Source organism: Pseudomonas sp. SWRI22 (assembly GCF_014268395.2).
GTDB lineage: Bacteria > Pseudomonadota > Gammaproteobacteria > Pseudomonadales > Pseudomonadaceae > Aquipseudomonas > Aquipseudomonas paracarnis.
On the sequence record NZ_JABWQK020000002.1, the window covers coordinates 1,164,097 to 1,189,690 of the forward strand.

The window sequence follows — 25,594 nt, forward strand, 5'->3', positions numbered from 1 at the left end:
ATCTCTGGTCAAGTCGGATTTTTTTCTGGATGGGCGAACAATACTGCATTCACAGGGCTGTTCGCATCCCCTGTAGGAGCGAGCTTGCTCGCGAAGAACGCAAGGACGCCGCGTTTAACTGGGTGGCCCGCGTTATCGTTGGCGATTTTCGCGAGCAAGCTCGCTCCTACATGGGTTGTGTTTTTACAGGTGCAACGCGTGCCCCAATGCCCGCAACGCCGCTTCCTGCACCGCTTCACCCAAGGTCGGATGGGCATGAATGGTGCCGGCCACATCCTCCAGGCGCGCGCCCATTTCCAGGCTCAGGCCAAACGCAGTGGAGAGTTCCGAAACCCCAGCCCCCACCGCTTGCCAGCCAACAATCAAGTGATTGTCACGCCGCGCCACCACCCGCACGAAGCCGGCCTTGGACTCCAGCGTCATGGCCCGGCCATTGGCGGCGAACGGGAAGCTCGACACAATGCAATCCAGGCCAGCAGCCTTGGCCTCGTCCGGGGTCTTGCCGACCACCACCAGTTCCGGGTCGGTAAAGCACACCGCCGGAATTGCCGCCGGGTTGAATTCGCGGGCTTTGCCGCTGATCAGTTCGGCAACCATTTCGCCCTGGGCCATGGCCCGGTGCGCCAGCATCGGCTCGCCACTGAGGTCGCCAATGGCGTACACGTTGCGCATGCTGGTCTGGCAGCGGCTGTCGATCTTGATCGCCGCGCCGTTCATGTCCAGGTTCAGCGCTTCGAGGTTCCAGCCTTGGGTGTTGGGTTTGCGCCCCACGGCGACCAGCACCTGGTCGGTGTCCAGCGCCAGGGTGTCGCCATTGGGTGCACGTACTTGCAGCTTGTTGTCGGCAAAGCCGGTGACGCTGTGTTCCAGGTACAGCTTCACGCCGAGTTTCTTCAGGGATTCAGCCACCGGCAGGGTCAGCTCGGCGTCGTAGGCCGGCAGGATGTGCGCCTGGGCCTCGACCACGCTGACGTCGGCACCCAGCTTGCGGTAGGCAATCCCCAGTTCCAGGCCGATATAACCACCGCCCACCACGATCAAACGTTTGGGTACATGGGTCGGTGCCAGGGCTTCGGTGGACGAGATAATCGGCCCGCCAATCGGCAGCATCGGCAGGTTGACGCTTGTCGAGCCGGTGGCCAACAGCAGGTGTTCGCACTGGATGCGTTGCTCGCCCACCTCGACGGTCTTGCCGTCGATGACTTTGGCCCAGCCATGGATCACCTGCACCTTGTGTTTTTTCAGCAGTGCGGCGACGCCGGTGGTCAGGCGGTCAACGATGCCGTCTTTCCATTCCACGCTCTTGCGGATGTCCAAAGTCGGTACATCCACCTCAATGCCCAACTGCGAGCCCTGGCTATGGTGCACGGTTTGCTGGAACTGCTCGGCCACATGGATCAGCGCCTTGGAGGGAATGCAGCCAATGTTCAGGCAGGTGCCGCCCAGTGCTTGGCCTTCCACCAGAATGGTGGGGATGCCCAGTTGGCCTGCGCGAATCGCCGCGACATAACCGCCGGGGCCGCCGCCGATAATCAGCAGCGTGGTGTGCAATGTCTGAGTCATGCCCTTACTCCAGGAACAGGCTGGCGGGTTGTTCGAGCAGGCCGCGAATGGCCTGGATGAATTGCGCCGCGTCCATGCCATCGACCACGCGGTGATCGAAAGAGCTGGAGAGGTTCATCATCTTGCGCACCACGATCTGGCCCTTGATCACCATCGGCCGCTCAACGATGCGGTTGACGCCGACGATGGCCACTTCCGGCAGGTTCAGCACTGGCGTACTGACAATGCCGCCCAGGGCGCCAAGGCTGGTCAGGGTGATGGTGGAACCGGACAGCTCTTCACGGCTGGCCTTGCCTGTACGTGCGGCGTTGGCCAAACGCGCGATTTCTTCGGCAGTGCCCCATAGGCTGCGGGCTTCGGCGTGGCGCACCACCGGCACCATCAGGCCCACGTCGCTCTGGGTGGCGACGCCCACGTGCACGGCACCAAGGCGAGTGATGACCTGGGCTTCGTCGTCGTAACGCGCATTGATCTGCGGGAAGTCGCGCAAGGCTACCACCATGGCCCGCACGATAAACGGCAGCAGGGTCAGCTTGCCGCGTGTCGCACCGTGCTTCTCGTTGAGGTGCACGCGCAACTCGTCGAGGGCGGTGACGTCGATCTCTTCCACGTAGCTGAAATGCGCGGCGCGGCGGGTGGCGTCCTGCATGCGCTGGGCGATCTTGCGGCGCATGCCGATCACCGGGATCTGGTGTTCGTCATTGCGCTCGGCATACGGGTTGGCGGCACTGGTGCTGGTGGCCGGCCCTTGATGCAAGTAAGCCTCCAGGTCTTCATGCAGAATCCGGCCCGCAGGCCCTGTGCCCTGGACCAGGCGCAGTTGAATCCCGGCATCCAGCGCGTGTTTGCGCACGGCAGGCGAGGCCAACGGGCGTTCGCTGGCTTCACGGGCCACGGGCGCTTGCGGCGCTTTCACTACTGCAGCGGGCTTGCTTTCTACCGGCGCCTGTACCGGTTTGGCTTCGGCCACAGGCGGCGCGGCCTTCGCCGGCTCGGCAACCTCCGGCATATCCTTGGTATTGCCTGCGCCTTCCACTTCAATGCTGATCAAAATGCTGCCCACTGCCATGACCTCACCCGGCTCGCCGCCGAGGGAAATCACCTTGCCGTGGACCGGCGAGGGAATATCCACCATCGCCTTGTCGGTCATCACATCCGCCAGCACCTGGTCTTCAACCACCAGGTCGCCGACCTTTACATGCCATACCGATAATTCAACTTCCGCGATGCCTTCGCCAATGTCCGGCATCTTGATAACGTGCGTGCCCATTCAGACCTCCATGACCCGTTTCAACGCCGCGCCCACTCGGGACGGCCCTGGGAAATACGCCCACTCCTGCGCGTGCGGGTAGGGAGTGTCCCAACCAGTGACGCGTTCGATCGGCGCTTCCAGGTGGTGGAAGCAATGCTCTTGCACCAGCGAGACCAACTCGGCACCAAAGCCGCAGGTGCGCGTGGCCTCATGCACCACCACGCAACGGCCGGTCTTTTTCACCGACTTGACGATGGTCTCCAGGTCCAGCGGCCACAGGCTGCGCAGGTCAATGACCTCGGCGTCGATGCCGGTTTCTTCAGCGGCGACTTGCGACACATACACGGTGGTGCCATAGGTCAGCACGGTCACGGCCGAGCCTGGGCGCACGATGGCGGCTACGTCCAGGGGCACGGTGTAGTAACCGTCCGGCACCTGGGCTTGGGGGTGTTTGGACCACGGCGTTACCGGGCGGTCGTGGTGGCCATCGAAAGGGCCGTTATACAGGCGCTTGGGTTCGAGGAAGATCACCGGGTCATCGTTTTCGATGGAGGCGATCAGCAGGCCCTTGGCGTCATAGGGGTTGGACGGCATCACCGTGCGCAGGCCGCAGACCTGGGTGAACACCGCTTCGATACTCTGGCTGTGGGTCTGGCCGCCATAGATGCCGCCGCCGCAGGGCATGCGCATGGTCAAGGGCGCGGTGAACTGGCCGGCCGAGCGATAACGCAGGCGTGCCGCTTCGGAAATGATCTGGTCGGTGGCGGGGTAGACGTAGTCGGCGAACTGGATTTCCGCTACCGGGCGCAGGCCGTAAGCGCCCATGCCCACGGCCACGCCGACGATGCCGCTTTCCGAGATGGGGGCGTCAAACACCCGCGAGCTGCCGTACTTGGTCTGCAAGCCTTCGGTGCAACGGAACACGCCGCCGAAGTAGCCGACGTCCTGGCCGAACACCACCACGTTGTCGTCACGCTCAAGCATCACATCCATGGCCGAGCGCAGGGCCTGGATCATGGTCATGGTGGTGGTGGTCATGGCGGTTTCCAGTTCGATACTGTTGTTGTGGTCGTTCATGTCACACCCCCAGTTCTTGACGCTGGCGCTTCAAGTGCTCCGGCATCTCTTTATAGACATCCTCGAACATGGTCGCGGCGCTTGGAATCTGGCCACCGGCCAGGGTGCCGTACTGTTCGGCTTCCTTCTGCGCCTTGACCACTTCGGCTTCAAGTTCTGCACTGACCGCCGCGTGTTCCTCTTCGGACCACTGGCCAATCTTGATCAGGTGCTGCTTGAGGCGGGCAATCGGGTCGCCCAGGGGGAAGTGGCTCCAGTCGTCGGCGGGACGGTACTTGGATGGGTCATCGGAGGTGGAATGCGGGCCGGCGCGGTAGGTGACCCACTCGATCAGGGTGGGCCCCAGGTTACGGCGCGCACGTTCGGCGGCCCAGGCCGAGGCGGCGTACACGGCGATAAAGTCGTTGCCGTCCACGCGCAGGGAAGCGATGCCGCAACCCACACCGCGTCCGGCGAAGGTGGTGGCTTCACCGCCAGCGATGGCCTGGAAGGTGGAAATCGCCCACTGGTTGTTGACCACGTTGAGGATCACTGGCGCGCGGTACACGTGGGCGAAGGTGAGGGCGGTGTGGAAGTCCGATTCAGCAGTGGCGCCGTCGCCGATCCAGGCCGAGGCGATCTTGGTATCGCCCTTGATCGCCGAGGCCATGCCCCAACCCACGCCCTGCACGAATTGGGTGGCAAGGTTGCCGGAAATAGTGAAGAAGCCCGCCTCCTTGACCGAATACATGATCGGCAATTGGCGGCCCTTGAGCGGGTCGCGCTCGTTGGACAGCAGTTGGCAGATCAGGTCCACCAGCGGCACCTCGCGGGCCATCAGGATGCTTTGCTGGCGATAGGTGGGGAAGCACATGTCGTCGATATTCAAGGCCAGGGCCTGGGCGCTGCCGATGGCTTCTTCGCCAAGGCTTTGCATGTAGAACGACATTTTTTTCTGACGCTGGGCGACCACCATGCGGTTGTCGAAAATGCGCGTCTTGAGCATGGCGCGCATGCCTTTGCGCATGATCTCGGTGGAGACACCTTCGGCCCACGGGCCCAGGGCCTGGCCCTGATCGTCGAGCACGCGGATCAGGCCCTTGGCCAGGTCGGCGGTGTCGGCGGGCTCTACGTCGATGGCGGGTTTGCGTACCAGGCCGGCGTCGGTCAAACGCAGGTAGGTGAAGTCGGTCTTGCAGCCTGGGCGGCCCGAGGGTTCGGGAACGTGCAGGCGCAGCGGTGCATACGGCTGGGTCATGGCTTTCTACGCTCTATCTTGTGAATTTCTTGTAGTGGGCGCGCTAGCTGACAGTCAGTCTTCGGATAGAAGAAATCTTGTCCTACAACAATCATAGGCGTGGCGTAGAAGAATATTTATCTCTGTTTCATTGCGTCGCCGGCCATTTGCGGATAAAAAAACTGCATAAACATAATAAACAGGTGATTTTGTCTCATGCGCAAACTGGACCGTACCGATATCGGCATTCTCAACGCCCTGCAGGAGAATGCCCGGATCACCAATGCCGACCTGGCCCGCTCGGTCAACCTGTCGCCTACGCCGTGTTTCAACCGGGTCAAGGCGATGGAAGAACTGGGGCTGATTCGTGAGCAGGTTACGCTGCTGGATGCTGATCTGCTGGGGCTGCACGTCAATGTGTTCATCCACGTGAGCCTGGAAAAACAGAACGAGCTGGCGCTGCAGCAATTCGAAGGGGCTATCTCGGATCGGCCTGAGGTGATGGAGTGCTACCTGATGGCCGGCGACCCGGACTATTTGATCCGCGTGTTGGTGCCGACGATCCAGTCGCTGGAGCGTTTCATGATGGACTTTTTGACCAAAGTGCCTGGGGTGGCGAACATTCGCTCCAGCTTTGCCTTGAAGCAGGTGCGCTACAAAACCGCGCTGCCGTTGCCGGCCAACGGCATCAGCCTCGGTTCCTGATTCAACACGGGACAAAATGTGGGGCTTGCCTGTGATGACGGCACCCCGCGATCCAACTGTGGGAGCTGGCTTGCCTGCGATGGCGGCCTGACAGCCGACGACTACCTACCTGACACCCTAACGATCCAACTGTGGGAGCTGGCTTGCCTGCGAAGACGGCCTCACAGTCAATGCAGCTGGATTGTGTACATATCCATTCCTGCGGTAACGGCCACTTAGGGTTCCGCCCTGACGGCGGCTCACTTTCGAAAAGCGCGAAAGTAAGCAAAGCGCTCTTGCCCCACCACTCGGCACCTCGCTTAGGCTCGGTGTGCCCGTAATCCGCCAGTGATTTGGGGGGCCGCCGCCACGCGCCATCCATGGCGCGGGGCGGCTAAACCGGCATCCCTGCCGGTTTACCCCCCCAAATCCCTGTCGAATTCCGGCCAGCGTGGTTTAACGGAGCGCCTGAGATCAAGATCAAAAGCAGAGCAAGAGCAAGAGCAAGAGCAAGAGCAAGAGCAAGAGCGGCTCGCTTCGCATCGTGGTTACTGTTGGTCGTTATTGAGCTGTCTATCGGGCAAATAGGCCAACTGACCCACCGCTATCGCAGGCAAGCCAGCTCCCACAGGGGGGGCGGTGCTTCTAGAGTTGGTTGAGAGGGATTTTCAGGTACGTCACGCCGTTCTCTTCTGCCGGCGGCATATTTCCAGCCCGCACATTTACCTGGATCGCCGGCAGCAACAACGTTGGCATGCCCAATCCAGCATCACGCTGGGTGCGCATCTGTACAAACGCCGCTTCATCCACGCCATCATGCACATGAATGTTCCCCGCTCGTTGTTCCGCCACGGTGGTCTGGCACTTGGCCTCTCGACCCTCGGGCGGGTAGTCATGACACACGTACAACTTGGTGTCCGAAGGGAACGCCAACAGCTTGCGCATCGATGCGTACAACTGCCGCGCATCGCCGCCGGGGAAGTCGCAGCGCGCGGTGCCGACGTCGGGCATGAACAGGGTGTCGCCCACCAGGATCAAGCGGCCGTCGATCAAATAGGCCATGTCGGCGGGGGTGTGTCCAGGCACGTGCAACGCCTGGGCCTTCAAGTTGCCGATATGAAAGACTTCATCCGGCGCAAACAGGTGATCGAACTGCGAGCCGTCCACGCGAAATTCCGGCTCCAGGTTGAACAGGTTCTTGAACACGCCCTGCACCTTGCTGATCGATTCGCCTATCGCGATCTTGCCGCCCAAGGTGCGGCGCAGGTAGGGCGCGGCGGACAGGTGGTCGGCATGGGCGTGGGTTTCCAGCAGCCACTGCACGTGCAGGCCATGCTCGCGCACAAAGGCAATCACCTTGTCGGCTTGTGCCGTATCGGTGCGCCCCGAAGCCGGGTCGTAATTGAGCACCGAGTCGACGATGGCGCAGGGGCCGCCATCGGCCTCATAGACGATATAGGTGTAGGTCGACGATGCGTCATCCAGAAAGGCTTGAATCAACGCTGGCATGGCGGCTGTCTCTGCTGAAGAAAAAAGTGGTTACAATCAGTTTACGTTTACACATAATGTTTTGAGCTTAAGTGACATAAAGGACCCGAGGCAAATGGAATCTACGTTGAGTGAGGGCGAGGTCGCCCAGTTGCGTGCATCGGCGTCCAAGGCCTGTGCCTTGCTCAAGGCCCTGGCCAACGAAGATCGCTTGTTGATCCTGTGCCAGTTGACCCAGGGCGAGCGCAACGTCGGCGAGCTGGAAGCCCTGACCGGCGTACGCCAGCCCACCCTGTCACAACAGTTGGGCATCCTGCGCGATGAAGGGCTGGTCGCCACCCGTCGGGAAGGCAAATACATTTTCTACGGGCTTGCCAGCCACGAAGTGATTCAAGTGATGAAAACCCTGTCCGGGCTGTATTGCGGCGCGGTCATAAAAAGCTGGGCGTGACGCCATCCGGCAGCGACCCTTGTGTGCATTGACTCAAAAAGGCAGTAGACAATGACCGAACAACACTGGGGACCCACCATCAGTGGCGATATCGTAGTCATCGGCGGCGGCTCGGCAGGCATCGGCCTGCTGGCCAGCCTGCTCAAGCGCGACCCGCAGCTGAACATCACCCTCATCGAACCTAACGACTACCACTGCTACCAACCGGCCTGGACCCTGGTCGGCGGCGGCGCTTACGACCTGCACAAGACCCGCCGGCCCCTGGCCGACGTGCTGCCCAATGGCGTCAGCTGGGTGCAGGCCGCCGTCAGCGAACTGTTGCCCGATGAAAACACCCTGGTGCTCGACAGCGGCCAGCGCGTCACCTGGAAGAACCTTATCGTCTGCCCTGGCCTGCGCCTGGCCTGGGAAAAAATCGAAGGCCTGCAGGACACCCTTGGCCAGCACGGTGTCACGTCCAACTACAGCTACGAGCATGCCGCGTACACCTGGCAGTTGGTGCAGCAGCTCAAGGGTGGCAAGGCGTTGTTCACTCAGCCGGCGATGCCGATCAAATGTGCCGGCGCGCCGCAAAAAGCCCTGTACCTGTCCTGCGACCACTGGCTCAAGCAGGGCGACCTCAAACACATCGACGTCGAGTTCAACCTGGCCGGTGCGGCGTTGTTCGGTGTGCCAACCTTTGTGCCGCCGCTGATGAAGTACGTCGAAAAATACAACGCTCGCCTGGCGTTCAACTCCAACCTGGTGAAAGTCGACGGCCCGGCGCGCAAAGCCTGGTTTGAAGTCAAAGATGCCGAAGGCAACGCGACGGTCGAAGAGAAAACCTTCGACATGCTCCACGTCGTACCGCCGCAGTTGTCCCCGGACTTTATCCGCCAGAGCTCACTGGCCGACGCCGCCGGCTGGTGCGAAGTAAACCCCCATAGCCTGCAACACCTGCGCTACCCGCATATCTTCGGCCTGGGCGATGTGTGCGGCACCACCAACGCCAAGACGGCGGCAGCGGTGCGCAAGCAAATTGTGGTGGTGGCCGAAAACCTGCTGGCCCTGCGCAAGCAGGCACCTTTGCCGCTCAAATATGACGGCTATGGTTCCTGCCCACTGACGGTGGAGAAGGGCAAGGTGGTGCTTGCCGAGTTTGGCTACGGCGGCACGTTGCTGCCGACCTTTCCCCTCGATCCCACGCAAGCACGCCGTTCGATGTGGTTCCTCAAGGCCACGCTGCTGCCGTGGTTCTACTGGAATGGCATGCTCAAGGGCCGCGAGTGGCTGACCCGTCTGAGCAAGGTGGACTGAATGCTGCTGGCCAGTGTGTTGGGTGTATTGATGGGCCTGGTCATGGGCCTGACTGGCGCGGGCGGCGGCATCCTTGGGGTGCCGGCGCTGGTGCTGGGGCTGGGCTTGACCATGACCCAGGCCGCGCCTGTGTCATTGCTTGCGGTGGGCGCAGCGGCAGCGGTGGGTGCCATTGATGGCTTGCGTCATGGCTTGGTGCGTTACCGTGCGGCGTTACTGATCGCCTTGCTCGGCGCGCTGTTTTCGCCGTTGGGCGTGTTTGTCGCCCACCAACTGTCGGAACCGGTGCTAATGGGGCTGTTCAGTGCGCTGATGGTGCTGGTGGCCTGGCGCATGCTGCAACGGGAAAAGCGCGAGGCTGGGCCGAGTGACCATGGTGCGGCGTCGTGGGGCCAGAAAAACTGCATGCTCAACCAGCAGACCGGTCGCCTGGCCTGGACCGCCAAATGCAGCGCCACCCTGGCGGCGTTGGGAGCGGTGACCGGCGCCGTTTCAGGTTTGCTGGGCGTGGGCGGCGGCTTCCTGATCGTGCCGGCGTTCAAGCAACTGACCGACGTGCAGATGCGCGGGATCGTCGCCACGTCGTTAATGGTGGTCAGCCTGCTGTCGCTGATCGGCGTGGCCGGTGCGTTTCATGCGGGCGTGAGCATCGAGCCGGTGGGCTGGGTGTTTATTGGTGCGAGCGTCGTCGGCATGTTGGCGGGAAGGCGGTTGTGTTCGGTGATCCCCGCGCGGGTGTTGCAAGTGGGGTTCGCCAGCCTGTGTGGGTTGGTGGCGATTGGGATGCTAGCCAGCGCGTTGCTCTGACGCTGTACCTGTGCGCTGTCACGAAATCTTGTACTTGGTCAGGAACCTCCTCATTGAGCGCTGACACTCAGTGAACGGCCGCAAGCGCCGAAACGCGCTTTTGCCTGGATGATTCTTCGACTATGCACAGGCGCTTTATGACAATTACCGCAGCACATACGCATTTTTCGCTTCCCTTGGCAGCAACTGAAAAACGGCCACCGCTTGTGGCCGATGACCTTGAACCGTCGTTGACGCCCCAGCGTCCCAGCCAGAATTTGCCATTGCCCAACAGTCCTGTCTTCTCACTGGGCCATTTGGGCGGGGCATTATCCTGGCCAAATCCCTTGAGTGCAGACGAGCAGCGGCGCTTGCGCCTTGCGACGATGAATTACGCACACCCTCTGGGCGACCAACCGCTGGTGATGCAAACCAAGGGTGGCGTACTGGAGTTTCTGCGGTATCGCCAGCCGCTGCCGGCAGAAGTGGGGAGCGACCCGGCCAAAATACTCGAAGCGCTGGTCAATTCCCCGCAAGGGCAACGGATGGGCAACGCGCTGCAGCAAACAATGCAGGGCATTGACAGCGAAAGCAGCGCGAGCGATTACCTACTGGCCGCTATCGCACTGCAGATGGACCCTGAGTCGATCACCGCACCCGATTGCAACAGCGTCGCCGGGTTTGATCTGGGCGGTGACACGCATGGGGGACACCACGCAGCCACGGTGATGGCTGGCTTGGCCGAACATTTGAGTCGTACTGGCAAAACCAGCGCTGCACTCGCAAGTGTCGGCGCGTACCTGTTGCTGGCCAAGTCGGCGCCGCAGTTTCTGATCAAAGACATTCCTGCGACGGTGAAAGTCGGCAGCCAGGCATGGGCCAGCCTGGCGATTGCTGCGATGACGATTGAGGCGCAGACGCCGGGCAAAGTCCCCGGCATGACGTTTGCCCAGGTCATGAGCGAGGCGCAAGAAGCACGGCGGGTTGACCCAGGAGTTACCCAAGCGGCAGAGACGGTGGCATTGCTGGACTGGGCCGTGGCCAGTGGCGTTCTCACAAAAAGACAGAATGGCGACTATCCACCCGCGCAACTTGAATCGGCAAGGGCCGCATTCAACGCCCAGCTGGACACCCGGCTCACTGCCTCCTATGCACTGGATAAGGCATTGCCCACGCGAAAAGAGATCGCCCTGACCAGGCTCAAGGAGCGATTTGGCGACCTTGGCGCGTTTTTCGAGGCGAAAGTATTTGCTGTCGATCAGCACTACGTGAAGATTGAAGGGGGAGGTATTTCACTCTTGGATGTCGCCATGGACGACTGGCTGGAGTCCCGGCCTTTCAAGGCGCACGAACCCAGCAGCTCACTCAAGGGCAACGACCTGCAAAGGGTACTAACGAGTTTGAACGCCAATCGGCAATTTGGCGTGCCGGCAGAATTCGAACGGCAGTTCAGCCGTGCAATGGAGGAAAAAAAGGCCGCCGTCAATACAACGGTCAGGCACATGATCTCGCAACTGCCCTTACAGGATCGCAAGCATTTCGAGTTTGGAAAGGTCAGTTTTTTCCAGGAAGGCTCATACGTCATGGATGGGCATTTCAATAATACGTATGCTCAAAATGAACCGGGGCTGTTGGTCAAAACCGAGCTGCAAGGCACGTCGCACGCCTACGTCATCGACTTCAACAAAGGCACGATCGAAAAGACGAGCCTTTACAGTACAAAGGTTAAGGAAGACAGGGATGGCAACAAGGTTTCGACGACCAAAGTATTCACGCCCAGCCATAAAGCCGATGATCTGGGACGTGAGCGACCGCTGAATAACGCGCCTTGGGATAGCTTTACCAGCGCTCGATCCCATGGGATTGCCACGGCGTTTGTCGAACACTTGGACCTCGACGATCCCGCTATCAAACAGCAGGCCCGTGGGCAAACCGCCTTGGACAAGGCGAACGCACAGCTGAGCGAGTTTTTGTTGAACCTGATCCCGTTCAGGTCCGCCATTGTCAATTTTCAGAACGGGCAGTATGGCGCGGGTGCTTTTGACCTCTTGCTGGATGTATTCGGTTTTCTTACCGCCGGCACCTCCACCGCAGGAAAGTTGCTCAAGGTCGGCCGTTCTGCGTTGTCTGCCGGGGCCAAGGCATTGCGGGCGGTCAAGGTCATCGGCGTGGCGGCCATTGACGTACTCAACCCCGTCGGCGGGGTGGGCGATTTGCCCAGGTTGGTGGGTAGCGCTGGTCTCTATGTATTGTCCAAAGGCGTCAAGGCCGTCAACAAGCTCAGGGGCGCCACCGGCAGTTATGACGTGTTGAAGGCGATCAGCAAACAGTACGAAGCCGCCGCAACGGGCACCGTGAAGGTGGCAGGCCAGACGGTGGAGGGGGCCGCGGTGCTCAAGGGTGGCAAGTGGTATGCATTCGATGCCGACGCGATGCGGCCTTATGGCGGCCCGCTCGATGAGTTCAAGGCCGCAACCCAGGCTGTCGACGGTGAGGTGGACACTGCGAGCTTCGATGGGCCAAGTGAGCTGAGCCATGAGCTGTTCGGGCACTTCAAAGTACCTGAATCCAAAATCGCAGGGCTCACACGCAATAGCCAGGGCGTATATGTGGCAGCCGATGGGCACTCCTCGCACATACGCCATACCGACAGCAACGGTGACACAGCGGTGTATGAGGTGCGCCAGGTGTCGCGCACGGAAGACGGCACCGTGCAGGCCCGGGTTTATCACAACAACCGGCAAACCGAGTTGTTGGTCCAGCATGTACAGGGCGACGAATGGCAACGCCTGGGGGCACCCGGCGGCGGGCAGATCACTGCAGAGCACTTGAAGGCCTGGGAGGCCTTGTCGCCGCAGGAGCAGATAAGGCTGACCCGAAAGGGCTTTGCCAAGCAGAATAAACTCACACAGAAAACCTTTGAGTTTTTCGTAAAGCCAGACGGTCAGTTAACCGATAGCGGCGTGCTCGTGCGTGATCGCCCTGCCAACGCATTCACCGCAAAGGTGACCGAAACGCATGTGCGTGATTGGAAAAACATGACCCAGGCGCAGCGTGACGAAATGACCCAGGAGGGGTTTGCTGTTCTTCATAACCTTCGGCCGGGTACGTTCAAAACGTATGCGCGCAAGGACGGTACCCTGATGACCCGCGGGGAAACGCTGATCAACTCCCCTGGTCCCGCCAAAAGTAACCAGATTACCGATGATCATTTACGCCAGTGGGATGAGCTTTTCAGGCAACCAGGCAACTCATTGACGTCAGCGCAGTTCGTGAGCCAGCACGGGCTCAGCCAACGTAGCTGGGCGCAGTACGTCAACGCGGATGGCTCATTGAAGGGAGCGGGCGCGCAGCGTCTGGAACGCGCACTGCAAAGCGCCGCACGGGCGTCCGCTGTTCAGGCCCAGACCCCCATGGCCGATCATTTGCGCGCTTGGCAGGCGTTATCATTGGAGCAGCAGCAAAGCCTTACCCCCGCAGGCTTCGCCCGGCAGCAACATCTGCACCCGAAAGTGTTCAATCGCTATGTAAAACCAGATGGTCAGTTGACCGCTATCGGCGTGGCGGTGCGCGACCGTGCACCCAATACGCCATTTTATACCGTGACTGAAACCCATATCCGTGATTGGCAAGACATGCCACAGACGGAGCGTGACGAAATGACGCTCGAGGGGTTTGCCGAGCTTTATCACGTTAATCCAGGCTCGTTCAAAACCCATGTGCGGCGAGACGGTACATTGGGGCCGGTCGGTAGAGAACTGATGGACAGGGTGGTCGGTATTGCCCCTAACAAGATTACCGACGACCACCTTCGCCAGTGGAAAGCCTATTTCGAGGACCCGAATAATGCGATCACGCAAGCGCAGTTCACAAGCGAGAACGGGCTCCATCCAGCCACTTGGAGAGACTGGGTCAACGCTGATGGTTCCTTGAAAAAGACCGCCAGCGAACGCCTTGAGCGCGCCGCACTGGGCCCGATCACCCATGTTCCCAGGGCGCGCATGGAGTTGGTCACGGCTGGGCATTTGCGCGAGTGGGAGGCGTTGCCGCCCGCGCAGCAACGAAGCCTTACACGCAGGGGCTTTGCTCGCCAGAAACATCTATCCCCGAGAACCTTTGAGTATTACGTGCAGCCTGACGGCAAACTGAGCCCTGCCGGTGTGACGGTGCGCGACCGCTCTGCCAACATGGCGGCGGGCAGGGTGACCGAAACGCATATCGATAGGTGGCAAAAGCTGACTCAGCAGGCGCGTGAGACCATGACCATGGAGGGGTTCGCCGTTCAGCATAACCTGAGTGTGCATTCGTTCAGAGCGTATGTCCGTCCTGATGGTGCCCTGTCGGCGGCCGGCGAAGCCCTGATGAAGAATGTAACCGATGGCGCCTATCGCAGGATTACCAGTGACCTTTTGCGCCAGTGGCAAGCGCTTGCCGAGAGCGCAGACAACTCCGTCACGCAGGCGCAGTTTGTGCAACAGCACAGGCTTAGTCCAGACCTCTGGAGTAAGTACGTGAGAGCGGACGGCTCGTTTACAGCGAACGCCTCGCAACGTCTGGGACGGTTACAGCAAGGCACTGGGCCGCGCCCCGTTCCTGGGCAATCGGTTACGGATACCCCACGAAAACGCCCCGCATCAGAGCCCTTGGACCCGCCACCATCAAAGGTCGGCGCCGGCACAGCGCAAGGCCTGGAGGCCCCAGCCCCCGCTTCGACAGTCCCGCCCGTGGTGATCAAGGTTGAACCCAGCGATTTCCCGACATTGCCTCGTCATCAGATCGACAACACGCTGCCGATTCTGCAGGACCCGGTGAACCCCAGAGTCAGCTTGACCCAATCACTCGAAGGCCCGATCGATGACATCCGCATCTCCCACTGGAATGGCGTGCTCGATGGGCTTGATAGCCCGACTAAGGCGAGGGTTTCAGCACAGATCAAGGCGTCGATCAAAGACTGGCTGCGCACCGAAGGCCAGCATCAGACCCGATTTGACGATGCCCTGGAGGTGGTCACGCCGTTGGACGATGGGGGGCCGGCTCGCGGCGCTTCGGTATGGGCGCGGCGCGATATCCCCCAATTTGAAGTGCTTGGCCCTTATGCAGGCAAATACCATGCAGACGAAGCGTCACTGTTCGAGGAGCAGCGCAAGCAAGGTTCGCGAGCTGTAATGACTTACCTGTTCGGTACGCGCTCGGGTACCCGGACGGTGAGCGGCCTGCACACTGGCAACACCCTGAGCCTGATCAATACCTCGCAACTGGGCGAGGGGCCTGCGTGGATGTCCAACAATGTCGTGTCCATCGCGGTCGGGAAAAACCTGACGTTCTATGTGGCGCTCAAGGACATCAAGAGAGGCGAGGAGCTACTGCTGGACTATGGACCGTTCTATAAGCCGGTGCCTGATATAGCGATCAAGCCGGACCCTGATCGCTGAGTTCAAGCGCTGGGCGAAGGGGCAAGACAAATGATGCCGGGCAGTGGGCGCCATTTGACTGTGCCCCATTGACGATCAATTGCGTCCTCAAGATGGCAACATGAACGCCTCTCAGGTTACTGTTCCTCTGTATAACGGATTCACCGGCCTTGCACCCCGGCTTACCAAGGTCACCGAATGGATAAATACACCCCCCACACCTGGCAACCCCACGAGCGGCCGAGCCTGCCTGGCTCGCCGTCGACGCCGCTGCATCCTACGCGTAAGCGCTGGCTTTTCGCGCTGGTCGGCGTGCTGGTGGCAATCACCGGCGGCTTGGGTAACGCCCTGGTCATCGCCAACCTGCAATACCTGCAAGGCGCCCTGGGCGCGACCACCGCGGAAATGGCCTGGCTGCCCGCCGCCTATGTAATGACCAACGTGTGCATGAACCTGCTGCTGGTAAAGTTTCGCCAGCAGTTCGGCCTGCGTGCGTTTACCGAGGTGTTCCTGGTGCTCTACGCGCTGGTGACCTTCGGCCACCTGTTCGTCAATGACCTCAATTCGGCGATTGCGGTACGGGCCGCCCATGGCATGGTGGGTGCGGCGCTGAGTTCGTTGGGCTTGTACTACATGATCCAGGCATTCCCGGCCAAGTGGCGGTTGAAAGCTTTGGTGTTGGGGCTGGGTACCGCGCAGTTGGCGCTGCCCCTGGCGCGGCTGTTTTCCGAAGATTTGCTGCAAATTGCCGAATGGCGCGGGCTGTACTTGTTCGAACTGGGCCTGGCGCTGATCTGCCTGGGCTGCGTGTTCCTGCTCAAGCTGCCGCCGGGCGATCGCTTCAAGACCTTTGAAAAACTCGACTTCCTCACCTTCGCCATCCTCGCCAGCGGCGTGGCGTTGCTCTGTGCGGTGCTGTCCCTGGGGCGTATTGACTGGTGGCTGGAAGCGCCGTGGATCGGCGTGGCCTCGGCCTGTTCCCTGGTACTGATCATGGCGGGGCTCGCCATCGAGCATAACCGCAGCAACCCGATGCTGATGACGCGCTGGCTGGGCAGCGGCGTGATGATCCGCCTGGCGTTGGCGGTGGTGCTGATTCGCATGGTGCTGTCCGAGCAATCCACCGGTGCGGTGGGGTTCATGCAGATGTTGAACATGAGCTACCAGCAGATGCACACCCTGTACGTGGTGATGCTGGCCGGGGCGATTGCCGGGCTGGTGGTCAGCGCGCTGACGATCAACCCGGCGCATTTGCTGATGCCGCTGATCATTTCCCTGGCGCTGATGGCGACAGGTTCGGTGATGGACAGTTTTTCCAGCAACCTGACCCGTCCGCAGAACCTCTATATCAGCCAGTTCCTGCTAGGCTTCGGCGGTACGTTCTTCCTGGGGCCGACCATGGTGCTGGGCACCAAAAACGTACTGACCAACCCGCGCAACCTGGTGAGCTTCTCGGTGATGTTCGGAATCTGCCAGAACCTTGGCGGCCTGATCGGCGCGGCGTTGCTGGGCACTTTCCAGATCGTGCGCGAGAAGTATCATTCGAGCATGATCGTCGAGCACCTGACCCTGATCGATCCGCTTGTGGCGGCGCGGGTGCAGAGTGGTGGGGCGGCCTATGGCAAGATCGTCGCTGACCCGGAACTGCGCAACCTCATGGGCATCCGCAGCCTGGCCACGGCGGCCACCCGCGAGGCGAACGTCATGGCTTACAACGATGTCTTCATGCTGATCGCGATTATCGCGATCCTGACCATGCTGTGGATCTTCACCCGTAGCCTGTGGTTGATGAGCACCACCAAGGCAATTCCTCCTGTTCAACCCAGCGGCGCAACTTCATGACTGAACCTTCAACCACCACCACGACCGCCATCGCCGCCACGCCGGAAGGCAGCACGCCCCCGGGCGCGGTGCCTACCCAATTGCGGCCCTTGCGCGTGCGTATCGTCTCGTCCCTGGGCTTTGCCGCCATCGCCATCATCGGTGTGCTGATCGTGCTGTACGCCTGGCAACTGCCGCCGTTCAGCAGTGCGGTGGAAACCACCGAGAACGCTTTGGTGCGTGGGCAGGTGACGATTATCGGCCCGCAGCTCAGCGGCTATGTGTTCGAAGTGCCGGTGCAGGACTTCCAGTACGTCAAGACCGGCGACTTGCTGGTGCGCCTGGATGACCGTATCTACAAGCAACGCCTCGACCAGGCCCTGGCGCAACTGGCGGTGCAGAAGGCCTCGTTGGCCAACGTGGTGCAGCAACGCAACAGCGCCGAAGCGACCATCAAGCTGCGCCAGGCCGCGCTGGTCGACAGTCAGGCCCAGGCACGCAAGAGCACTGCGGATTTGCGCCGCAATGAAGAACTGATCAGCGATGGCTCGGTGTCCAAACGCGAACTGGACGTGACCCGTGCGGCCAACGCACAGACCATCGCTGCCGTGGCCCAGGCCCAGGCCAGCCTGGAAATCGCCCGCCAGGATTTACAGACGGTAATCGTCAACCGCGGCTCCCTGGAGGCAGCTGTCGCGAGTGCCGAGGCGGCGGTGGAGTTGGCGCGCATTGACCTGTCCAATACACGCATCACGGCACCACGGGATGGTCAGCTCGGGCAAATCGGCGTGCGCCTGGGCGCCTACGTCAATTCCGGCGCGCAACTGATGGCGCTGGTGCCCAAGCAGTTGTGGGTGATTGCCAATATGAAAGAAACCCAGATGGACAATGTGCAGGTCGGCCAGCCGGTGACGTTCACCGTGGATGCGCTGAACCACCGCAAATTCCATGGCACGGTGCAGCATATTTCCCCGGCCACCGGTTCCGAGTTCAGCCTGTTGCAGGCGGACAACGCCACCGGCAACTTCGTCAAGATCGCCCAGCGGGTGCCGGTGCGCATCATCGTGGACCCGGACCAGGCCGAGAGTGAGCGCTTGCGGCCGGGGTTGTCGGTGGTGGTGAGTATCGATACGGCAGGGCGCCTGAAAAACAGCCCACCCTGACGTTGACGCATCCTCTGACTGTAGGAGCGAGCTTGCTCGCGAAAAACGTCAACGATAACGCGTGTTTTCTGAATGAACGCGGCGCCTGTGAGTTTTTCGCGAGCAAGCTCGCTCCTACAGTTCAGGCATTTGGAGTGCATTTCAGGTTGAATGCCAGGTGGGTTGACTGGCCTTGCTCCAGCAGCTTAAGGCCAGGCTTGCCCGCCAGGTGATGGGCATTCACCGGATGGCTCACCGGTTCGATGCAGAAAAACTCCAACCCTGGCGGGCAGTACAGCAGGAAGTAATCGGCGCCGCTGGCCTGGCATTCGAGGCGATAGCCAAGCTCCGGTTGTTCGATCACGCAGTGCCCATCCCAGCCGCAAAAGCCGTTGTCCACCAGCCCCTCTGGCAATCCTTTGAGTTGCCGAAAATCCCAGGCCTCGGGAACAGGTTCCAGCCTTGTGGGCAGCTTGGCTGCATCACTCATCCACACTTGCCTAGCCTTTGCCTGCAGCCGCGTACCCGGCCGGCGCGGCAAGTACGGATGCAAGCCCAGCCCATGCCAGGCGGGTTGCTCGGCCAAGTGAGTTACATACAATTGGATATTCAACTCACCGTTGTTCAAGCGAAACCGTTGGCGGGCGTGATAGGCGAAGGGCGTTTCGCAGCGCAGCTCCAACACCACTTCATGTTCTGACTGGCTTGTCACCTGCCATACCTGCTGCCAGGCCGAACCGTGAATCGGAAAAGGGTCAGTGGGGCTATTGGGTGCCAGTGCCAGCCAGCCATCGGGGTTGTCGAAGCCGCCGTGGGCGATGCGGTTGGACCAGGGCGCTAATGGATAGCAGCCCAGCTTGCCCGGCAGCCCGGTATTGATCGCGTGCTTGTCGCTGTGCCGCAATAGCGGTTGCCCGGTGTCGCGTACCGTCCAGTTGACGAGGCTGCCGCCGATGGCGGGGGCGAGCACCAGATGGGTGAATTGATCTGTAAGCTCAATCACGATTGACCTGCCTAGTGAAGTCAAAACAAACACTGAGGATTCAACTGTGGGAGCTGGCTTGCCTGCGATAACGATCTGTCAGTCAATGCATTCATGACTGATACACCGCTATCGCAGGCAAGCCAGCTCCCACATTGGTTTGCCTTTACAGCACCAAATGGGGCAACCACAGCGACAACGCCGGAACGTAGGTCACCGCAATCAGCACCAGGAACAACACCGCATAAAACGGCAGCAGGGCCTTCACGGTTTTCTCGATACTGGTCTTGCCCACCGCCGCGCCGACGAACAGCACTGCGCCCACCGGCGGTGTAATCAGACCGATGCCGAGGTTCACCAGCATGATCATGCCGAAGTGGACCGGGTCGACGCCGATGCCCAGGATCACCGGCATCAGGATAGGCGTGAGGATCAGGATCAGCGGCGCCATGTCCATCACCGTGCCGAGCAACAACAGCATGACGTTGATGCACATCAGGATCACGTAGCGGTTGTCCGACAGGGTCAGGAACAGCGTGGTGATCTTCGCCGGGATCTGCATCAGGGTCATGATGTAGCCGAAGCTGGCGGCGAAAGCGATCAGGATCATCACGATGGAAATGGTGCGCACCGTGCGATGCATCAGCTTGGGCAGCTCGCGCCATTTGTAGTCGCGGTAGATGAACATGGTCACGAAGAATGCCCACAACACCGCAATCGCCGCCGACTCGGTGGCGGTGAAGATGCCCGAGAGGATGCCGCCCAGGATGATCACCATGGCCATCAAGCCCCAGAGCGCATCGGCGGCGATCTTCAGCGCCTGCTTCAAGGGGATGACTTCGCCTTTGGGGTAGTCGCGCTTTTTCGCGAAGATCAGGCAGAGCACCATCAGGCACGCGCTCATTAACAGGCCCGGCACCACACCGGCCATGAACAGCGAGGCGATGGAGACGGTGCCGCCTGCCGCCAGGGAGTACAGCACCGAGTTATGGCTGGGCGGCGTCAGCAGCGCCTGCACCGAACCGCTGACGGTCACGGCGGTGGCGAATTCGCGCGGATAACCCCGCCGTTCCATTTCCGGAATCAGCACCGAGCCGACCGAGGCGGTATCGGCCACGGATGAGCCGGAAATCGCGCCAAAAAACGTCGAAGCCATGATGTTGACCAGGGACAACCCGCCACGCACAAAGCCCACCAGCACCCCGGCAAAGGCCACCAGGCGCCGCGACATACCGCCCTCGGCCATGATCGCCCCGGCCAGTACGAAGAACGGAATCGCCATCAGCGAAAACTTGTTCACCCCACCGGCAATCTGAATCATCAGGGCCTGGAACGGGATGTCGATCCACCACGCGCCAATCAGCGCCGACAGCCCCAATGCATAGGCCACCGGCATGCCGATCAGAATCAATACAACAAAGCTGCCCAACAGAATCAATGCGTCCATATCAGGCGGCCCCTTCGTTTTCTTCAACCAGGTCGAAACGCACCACCTTGCGGTTGCTCTGATCACCGAGCAGCAGCTTTTCGACCACGAACACCAGGGTCAGCACGCCGCCAATCGGGATCGGCATATAGGTGATGCCTACGCGCAGGGTAGGGATGGCGCTCATGAATTGGTTCCAGGTGGACAGGCACAGCTTGGTGCCCCAAATCGTCATGAACACGCAGATGGTGCCCATCAGCAGTTGCGAGAGGATGCCGACGAGGCGGCGTTGGACAGGCGGCAAGCGGTCAGTGATCATCGCTACCGACATGTGCGCACCGGCACGATAACTGGCAGCGGCGCCGATAAAGGTGAACACCAGCATCAGCAGGATGGCGGTGGGCTCCGGCCAGCTGGAACCGGTGCCGAGGGCGTAGCGGGTGAAGATACCCCAGGGAATGATCAAGGCGACCCCCAGGACGGAAAGACCGGCTACCCAGATGCAGGTCATGTAAAGGCGGTCATTGAAGCGCAGCAGTAAAGTCTTCATGGCGTTCACCGTGACCGGGCGCGTCGATGCCGACCGCGCCGGGCCTTATGCAGGGGCAGGGGAGGTTATTGAACCGCGTCGATGCGCTTGATCATGTCCGCATACGGCGCACCGTATTTGGCACGCACCGCCGCAGTGGCCTCATAGAAGGGCTTTTTGTCGACAGTGATGAACTCCACGCCGGCCTTCTTGAGTTTCTCTTCACTGCTGGCGGACTTGGCGTCCCAGAGCACGCGCTCATCAGCCTGGGCGGCCTTGGCGGCGGCCTTGACCATGTCCTGCTGGGCGGGGTCGAGCTTGTTCCAGGTGATTTTCGACATCACGATGGGTTCAGGCAGGATCAGGTGTTCGGTGAGGGTGTAGTACTTGGCGTTCTGGAAGTGGTTGTGTTCCAGCAAGGTCGGCGGGTTGTTTTCCGCGCCGTCGATGACCCCGGTCTGCAGGGCGCTGAAGATCTCGCCGGTGTCCATGGCAATGCCGTTGGCGCCCATGGCGTTGAAGGCTTCTATGAAAATCGGGTTGCCTTGCACGCGGATCTTCATGCCCTTGAGGTCTTCGATCTTGCGCACCGGTTTCTTGGTATAGAGATTGCGCGTGCCGCCATCCATCCAGGCCAGGGCCACCAGGCCGAACTCGGAGTTGGTGATCTTGGCGAGGATCTCGTCGCCAATCTCGCCATCGATGACCTTGCGCATATGCGCCTGGTCGCGGAATACGAACGGCAGGTTGAACACGTTCACGTCCGGCACCACCGGGCCGACGATGCCGAGGCTGACGCGGGTCATTTGCACGGCGCCGACCTGGGCCTGTTCGACCACTTCCTTCTCGGAGCCCAGCACACCACCGGGGAAATACTTGAAGGTCAGCTCGCCGTTGCTCGCCTTGGTCAGGGCCTTGCCCATGTTTTCTTCTGCGACAACGGTGGGGTAGCCAGCGGGGTGGATGTCGGCGAACTTGATTTCCAGCGCGTGGGCTGCGCTGCTGAGGGTGAAGATTGCAGCGGCGAGCAAGGTGCGTTTGAAGTCCATGGAAGTCACTCCTGTCTTGTTATTGTTGTATTCAAGGCACAGCGATTAAACGATGAAGCGGGGTTCGGGCAGTCCTTGGACGCCGGGGTTGAGGGCGAACACGCCACCAGACAGCGACTGTTCACTCGGGTCGTCGCGGATGGAGGTGACGTACAGAGTATCCAGGCGGCTGCCACCGAAGGCGCACATGGTGGGTTTTTTCACGGGCACGCTCAGGGAGCGGTCCAGGCGACCGTCAGGGGTGAAACGGTGAACCAACCCGGCGTCGTTGGCGCAGATCCAGTAACCGCCCTCGGCGTCCACCGCTGCACCGTCGGGACGTCCGGGGAAGTCGTTCATATCAATGAACAGGCGGCGATTGGACGGCGTGCCGGTCTCGATGTCGTAGTCGAACGCCCAGACCTTTTGTACCTTCGGGTGCGAATCGGAAGCGTACATCGTGCGACCATCGGGGCTGAAAGCCAGGCCGTTGAGGGTGATGAACCCCTCCAGTAGCGCGTGGGGCGCAGCCCCGGACCCATAGCGATAAAGGACGCCCTCGGCGGCGTTCAAGCCCATGTCCAGCACCATGCTGCCGGCCCAGAAACGGCCCTGGCGATCGCAGCGGCCATCGTTCAAACGCATGTCCTTGCGCGAATGCTCGATGCTGGCCAGCGGCACGGTGTCGAGGCTGCCGTCGTTGTGGGGCGTGAGTTGGAAGAAGCCGGTTTGCATGCCAGCGACCCAATTGCCTGCCTGGGTGCGCGCAATACAGGCGAGCATCTCTGGGGCTTTCCACGCCGCCAGATGGCCGGTGGCGGCGTTCCAGCGTTGCAGGCCGCCGTTGGGGATATCTACCCAATACAGGGCGTTTTCTTCGGGCACCCACACCGGGCATTCGCCCACCGCATTGCGGGCATCGACAATCAGTTCAGCAGTCATGGTCATTCCCTTGGGTTGCGGGGTACTCAGTCACCGAACGGCCCCGCGGCGCAGAACGCACCGCCCTGGTAGACCTTGGCCGGGTCATCGGCGGCCACGGGCGGTTGGGCTTCGACCTGGGCGCGGAACACTTCGGAGCTGTCTTTGGGGGCAAAGCCCAGGTGCGCGGCGTAGCGGTTGTTCCACCAGGTGTCGAGGTTGGCCGACATGCCGTACACCACGGTATGGCCGACGTTGGGCGTGTACAGCGCGCGTTCGAGCAGTTGGGTCAGGTCGTCGAAACTCAGCCAGGTGTGCATCATCCGGCGGTTCTGCGGTTGCGGGAACGAGGAGCCGATACGGATGCTCACGGTCTCGATGCCATAACGGTCGAAGTAGAAACTGGCCATGTCTTCGCCGTAGGACTTGGACAGGCCGTAGTAACTGTCCGGGCGGCGCGGGGAATGGGCGTCGAGTTGCTCGCCCTGTTTGTAGAAACCGATCACGTGATTGGAGCTGGCGAAGATCACCCGCTTGACCCCGTGGCGGCGGGCCGCTTCGTAGATATGGAAAATGCCGCTGATGTTCGCGCCCAGCACCTCTTCGAACGAGCGCTCCACCGAAACGCCGCCAAAGTGCAGGATGGCGTCGACGCCCTCTACCAACTGATGCACGGCGTGTTTGTCGGCCAGGTCGCAGGTGTGTACCTCTTCGCGAGCGTCAGTGGCGGGGGCCATTTCAGCGATATCCGAAAGGCGCAGCACCTGGGCATAAGGACGCATGCGTTCACGCAGGACTTTGCCCAGGCCGCCGGCGGCACCAGTGAGCAACAGACGGTTGAAGGGAGCGGGTGTGGTGGTGGTCATGGGCCTTCCAGATTTTTGTTGTAGGTTGTCGTATGACTATGGAGAAATAGTGTTAGGGATTCCTGGTGTTGTCAACTTCCTTCCAGGCGCATGAGATCAAATGTGGGAGCTGGCTTGCCTGCGATAGCGGTGAGTCAGAAAAGAATGTGGTAACTGGCCCGCCGCTATCGCAGGCAAGCCAGCTCCCACATGGATATGTGGCACCTTTGAGATCGGATTTGCCTTTGGAGCTACAACAACGAAATCGGATAGCTGATAAAAATCCGGTTCTCGTCGAACTCGTTATTGCTGAAATCCCGGCGCATGGTCGAGTTGCGCCACTTCACATTGAGGTTCTTCAGCGCACCGCTCTGCACCGTGTAGGCCAACTCCGACTCACGCCCCCACTCCTTGCCGTCGGTGATCGCCCCGGTGTGTACATTGCTGCCGCTGATATAGCGGTTCATCAGGGTCAGCCCCGGAACGCCGAGCACCACAAAGTTGAAGTCGTGGCGCACCTGCCAGGACTTTTCCTTGGCGTTGTCGTAGCTGGCGTTGTAGCTGTCGTTGGCCAGAGTGCCGCCGCTGGTGCCGTTGATGCGCATCCAGGCGCTGTCGCCGCTGAGTTTTTGCAGGCCAACATAGAAGGTATGGCCGTTGTATCTGGCCGAGAGCAGGGCGAACAGGGTCTTGTTATCGAGGTCGCCGGCCAGGGCGCTGCCGTCTTCCTTGCCGTTGAAGAACCCGAGGTTGGCGCCCAGGGTCCAGTCTCCCAGCGGCTGGCTGTGGGTGAGGTTGAGGTACTGCTGTTGGTAGATATCAGTCAGTTCGGCGTACCACAGGCCGACCTGGGTACGTTTGTCGTTGAAAGTGTATTCGCCGCCGCCGAAGTTGAAACGGTCCGAAGTGAACGCGGCTTTGCCGTTCATGAACATGTCTTCCATGCTCGCGTCGTTGCGTGGGCTGTTGCCCCGAAACTGGCCACCGTAGAGCGTCAGGCCGGCGATTTCATTGGAGGTGACCTGGCCGCCACGAAAGGTCTGGGGCAGGGAGCGGCCATCATCGGAACGCAAGATCGGCAACACCGGCATCCATTCGCCAACCTTCAACTCGGTCTTCGACAGCCTGGTTTTCAGCGCGACACCCAGACGCCCGAAATTGTCGGCGGGGCGGCCATCGTCATGCACCGGCAACAGTTGGGTACCGGCGGTGCCTTTGCCGCCATCAAGCTTTTGCGAATACAGGCCCAGCACGTCAATCCCGAAACCGACCGTGCCCTGGGTAAAGCCGGACTTGGCATCAAGGATAAAATTCTGCGTCCACTCTTCGGCCTTGCCCTGGGGGTTGGTCGGGTTGGTGAAGTTGCGATTGAAGTAGGCATTACGCAGGTTGAGCGTGGCCTTGGCGTCGTCGATAAAGCCTTCGGCGTTGGCACCCAGCGGCAGAGTGACGGCCAGGCTGCCGAGACCGAGAAGGCCCAGGCGAGTGCAGGAATGACGGGCGGATTGACTCACAGTGAGGCTCCCTTTGTTTTGTTGTTTTTATTATTTGTCATACGTTGTCGTACAACATTGAGCGCGATATTTGCGAGGTTTTGAGGTCGTGTCAAGCAGAAGTTATACGATGACTTGGGTGAAACGATTCAACGCAGCGGCACGGTCGCCCCTTGTAGGAGC

19 protein-coding genes are annotated in these 25,594 nt (G+C 60.7%); 7 read left to right on the forward strand and 12 right to left on the reverse strand.

Features of this window, described 5'->3' with window-relative positions; all coding sequences use genetic code 11:
- Positions 1-183: 183 nt before the first annotated feature.
- Genes lpdA through HU730_RS22845 form a run of 4 tightly spaced genes read right to left on the reverse strand, consistent with a single transcriptional unit; the run spans position 184 to position 5,129 of the window.
- Positions 184-1,563, reverse strand: coding sequence for a dihydrolipoyl dehydrogenase (gene lpdA, locus HU730_RS22830; RefSeq protein WP_034127973.1), 1,380 nt, complete (start codon positions 1,561-1,563; stop codon positions 184-186).
- A gap of 4 nt (positions 1,564-1,567) precedes the next feature.
- Complete coding sequence (locus HU730_RS22835) at positions 1,568-2,833, reverse strand: dihydrolipoamide acetyltransferase family protein (protein ID WP_034127972.1); 1,266 nt, start codon at positions 2,831-2,833, stop codon at positions 1,568-1,570.
- Positions 2,834-3,892, reverse strand: coding sequence for an alpha-ketoacid dehydrogenase subunit beta (locus tag HU730_RS22840; RefSeq protein WP_005789444.1), 1,059 nt, complete (start codon positions 3,890-3,892; stop codon positions 2,834-2,836).
- 1 nt (position 3,893) lies between these two features.
- On the reverse strand, positions 3,894-5,129 hold the full coding sequence (locus tag HU730_RS22845) for a 3-methyl-2-oxobutanoate dehydrogenase (2-methylpropanoyl-transferring) subunit alpha (RefSeq protein ID WP_054898243.1): 1,236 nt from the start codon (positions 5,127-5,129) through the stop codon (positions 3,894-3,896).
- Between the two features lie 195 nt (positions 5,130-5,324).
- Here HU730_RS22845 and bkdR point away from each other — a divergent pair, with 195 nt between their 5' ends.
- Positions 5,325-5,813, forward strand: a complete 489-nt coding sequence (gene bkdR / locus HU730_RS22850) for a Bkd operon transcriptional regulator BkdR (RefSeq protein WP_003174877.1) — start codon at positions 5,325-5,327, stop codon at positions 5,811-5,813.
- Positions 5,814-6,437: 624 nt separating this feature from the next.
- On the opposite strand, the gene HU730_RS22855 is transcribed toward bkdR, so the two are convergent.
- Entirely contained in the window at positions 6,438-7,301 is an 864-nt protein-coding gene (locus HU730_RS22855; protein WP_127880752.1) for an MBL fold metallo-hydrolase, read from the reverse strand.
- Positions 7,302-7,395: 94 nt separating this feature from the next.
- Here HU730_RS22855 and HU730_RS22860 point away from each other — a divergent pair, with 94 nt between their 5' ends.
- The 6 genes from HU730_RS22860 (at position 7,396) to HU730_RS22885 (ending at position 18,208) form a co-directional block, all read left to right on the forward strand.
- Entirely contained in the window at positions 7,396-7,731 is a 336-nt protein-coding gene (locus HU730_RS22860) for a metalloregulator ArsR/SmtB family transcription factor (protein ID WP_003174875.1), read from the forward strand.
- Positions 7,732-7,782: 51 nt separating this feature from the next.
- Positions 7,783-9,027, forward strand: coding sequence for an FAD/NAD(P)-binding oxidoreductase (locus tag HU730_RS22865; protein ID WP_186527051.1), 1,245 nt, complete (start codon positions 7,783-7,785; stop codon positions 9,025-9,027).
- Positions 9,028-9,834, forward strand: a complete 807-nt coding sequence (locus HU730_RS22870) for a sulfite exporter TauE/SafE family protein (RefSeq protein ID WP_054917402.1) — start codon at positions 9,028-9,030, stop codon at positions 9,832-9,834.
- Between the two features lie 137 nt (positions 9,835-9,971).
- Entirely contained in the window at positions 9,972-15,245 is a 5,274-nt protein-coding gene (locus HU730_RS22875) for an SET domain-containing protein-lysine N-methyltransferase (protein ID WP_186527050.1), read from the forward strand.
- Between the two features lie 177 nt (positions 15,246-15,422).
- Positions 15,423-17,066 (forward strand): MFS transporter, encoded by a 1,644-nt coding sequence (locus HU730_RS22880; protein ID WP_181125301.1) that lies wholly within the window; start codon positions 15,423-15,425, stop codon positions 17,064-17,066.
- On the forward strand, positions 17,063-18,208 hold the full coding sequence (locus tag HU730_RS22885) for an HlyD family secretion protein (protein WP_034127965.1): 1,146 nt from the start codon (positions 17,063-17,065) through the stop codon (positions 18,206-18,208). Before HU730_RS22880 ends, HU730_RS22885 begins: the two co-directional genes overlap by 4 nt.
- A gap of 121 nt (positions 18,209-18,329) precedes the next feature.
- On the opposite strand, the gene HU730_RS22890 is transcribed toward HU730_RS22885, so the two are convergent.
- The 7 genes from HU730_RS22890 to HU730_RS22920 all read right to left on the reverse strand — a co-directional run bounded on the left by HU730_RS22890 (position 18,330) and on the right by HU730_RS22920 (position 25,432).
- A complete protein-coding gene (locus tag HU730_RS22890; protein WP_127880748.1) occupies positions 18,330-19,190 on the reverse strand; it encodes an aldose 1-epimerase in 861 nt (286 codons plus the stop codon).
- A 145-nt stretch (positions 19,191-19,335) separates the two neighbouring features.
- Positions 19,336-20,616, reverse strand: a complete 1,281-nt coding sequence (locus HU730_RS22895) for a TRAP transporter large permease (protein WP_032903436.1) — start codon at positions 20,614-20,616, stop codon at positions 19,336-19,338.
- A gap of 1 nt (position 20,617) precedes the next feature.
- A complete protein-coding gene (locus HU730_RS22900) occupies positions 20,618-21,145 on the reverse strand; it encodes a TRAP transporter small permease (RefSeq protein WP_054898249.1) in 528 nt (175 codons plus the stop codon).
- 65 nt (positions 21,146-21,210) lie between these two features.
- Complete coding sequence (locus tag HU730_RS22905) at positions 21,211-22,173, reverse strand: TRAP transporter substrate-binding protein (protein WP_003192291.1); 963 nt, start codon at positions 22,171-22,173, stop codon at positions 21,211-21,213.
- Positions 22,174-22,218: 45 nt separating this feature from the next.
- Entirely contained in the window at positions 22,219-23,094 is an 876-nt protein-coding gene (locus tag HU730_RS22910) for an SMP-30/gluconolactonase/LRE family protein (RefSeq protein WP_054917394.1), read from the reverse strand.
- Between the two features lie 26 nt (positions 23,095-23,120).
- The gene (locus HU730_RS22915) at positions 23,121-23,939 is read right to left on the reverse strand and encodes an NAD(P)-dependent oxidoreductase (RefSeq protein WP_186527049.1); all 819 of its coding nucleotides are present in this window, start codon (positions 23,937-23,939) and stop codon (positions 23,121-23,123) included.
- Between the two features lie 230 nt (positions 23,940-24,169).
- Positions 24,170-25,432, reverse strand: a complete 1,263-nt coding sequence (locus HU730_RS22920; RefSeq protein WP_034127961.1) for an OprD family porin — start codon at positions 25,430-25,432, stop codon at positions 24,170-24,172.
- Positions 25,433-25,594 lie beyond the last annotated feature (162 nt).

Bases quoted from the DNA above. Each gene is read 5' to 3' on its own strand.
- HU730_RS22865 (WP_186527051.1), top strand. From the start codon at position 7,783: ATGACCGAACAACACTGGGGACCCACCATCAGTGGCGATATCGTAGTC.
- HU730_RS22895 (WP_032903436.1), bottom strand. From the start codon at position 20,616: ATGGACGCATTGATTCTGTTGGGCAGCTTTGTTGTATTGATTCTGATC.
- HU730_RS22835 (WP_034127972.1), bottom strand. From the start codon at position 2,833: ATGGGCACGCACGTTATCAAGATGCCGGACATTGGCGAAGGCATCGCG.
- HU730_RS22900 (WP_054898249.1), bottom strand. From the start codon at position 21,145: ATGAAGACTTTACTGCTGCGCTTCAATGACCGCCTTTACATGACCTGC.
- HU730_RS22885 (WP_034127965.1), top strand. From the start codon at position 17,063: ATGACTGAACCTTCAACCACCACCACGACCGCCATCGCCGCCACGCCG.
- HU730_RS22915 (WP_186527049.1), bottom strand. From the start codon at position 23,939: ATGACCACCACCACACCCGCTCCCTTCAACCGTCTGTTGCTCACTGGT.
- HU730_RS22875 (WP_186527050.1), top strand. From the start codon at position 9,972: ATGACAATTACCGCAGCACATACGCATTTTTCGCTTCCCTTGGCAGCA.
- HU730_RS22855 (WP_127880752.1), bottom strand. From the start codon at position 7,301: ATGCCAGCGTTGATTCAAGCCTTTCTGGATGACGCATCGTCGACCTAC.
- HU730_RS22845 (WP_054898243.1), bottom strand. From the start codon at position 5,129: ATGACCCAGCCGTATGCACCGCTGCGCCTGCACGTTCCCGAACCCTCG.
- HU730_RS22880 (WP_181125301.1), top strand. From the start codon at position 15,423: ATGGATAAATACACCCCCCACACCTGGCAACCCCACGAGCGGCCGAGC.
- HU730_RS22905 (WP_003192291.1), bottom strand. From the start codon at position 22,173: ATGGACTTCAAACGCACCTTGCTCGCCGCTGCAATCTTCACCCTCAGC.
- HU730_RS22840 (WP_005789444.1), bottom strand. From the start codon at position 3,892: ATGAACGACCACAACAACAGTATCGAACTGGAAACCGCCATGACCACC.
- lpdA (WP_034127973.1), bottom strand. From the start codon at position 1,563: ATGACTCAGACATTGCACACCACGCTGCTGATTATCGGCGGCGGCCCC.
- HU730_RS22860 (WP_003174875.1), top strand. From the start codon at position 7,396: ATGGAATCTACGTTGAGTGAGGGCGAGGTCGCCCAGTTGCGTGCATCG.
- bkdR (WP_003174877.1), top strand. From the start codon at position 5,325: ATGCGCAAACTGGACCGTACCGATATCGGCATTCTCAACGCCCTGCAG.
- HU730_RS22870 (WP_054917402.1), top strand. From the start codon at position 9,028: ATGCTGCTGGCCAGTGTGTTGGGTGTATTGATGGGCCTGGTCATGGGC.
- HU730_RS22910 (WP_054917394.1), bottom strand. From the start codon at position 23,094: ATGACTGCTGAACTGATTGTCGATGCCCGCAATGCGGTGGGCGAATGC.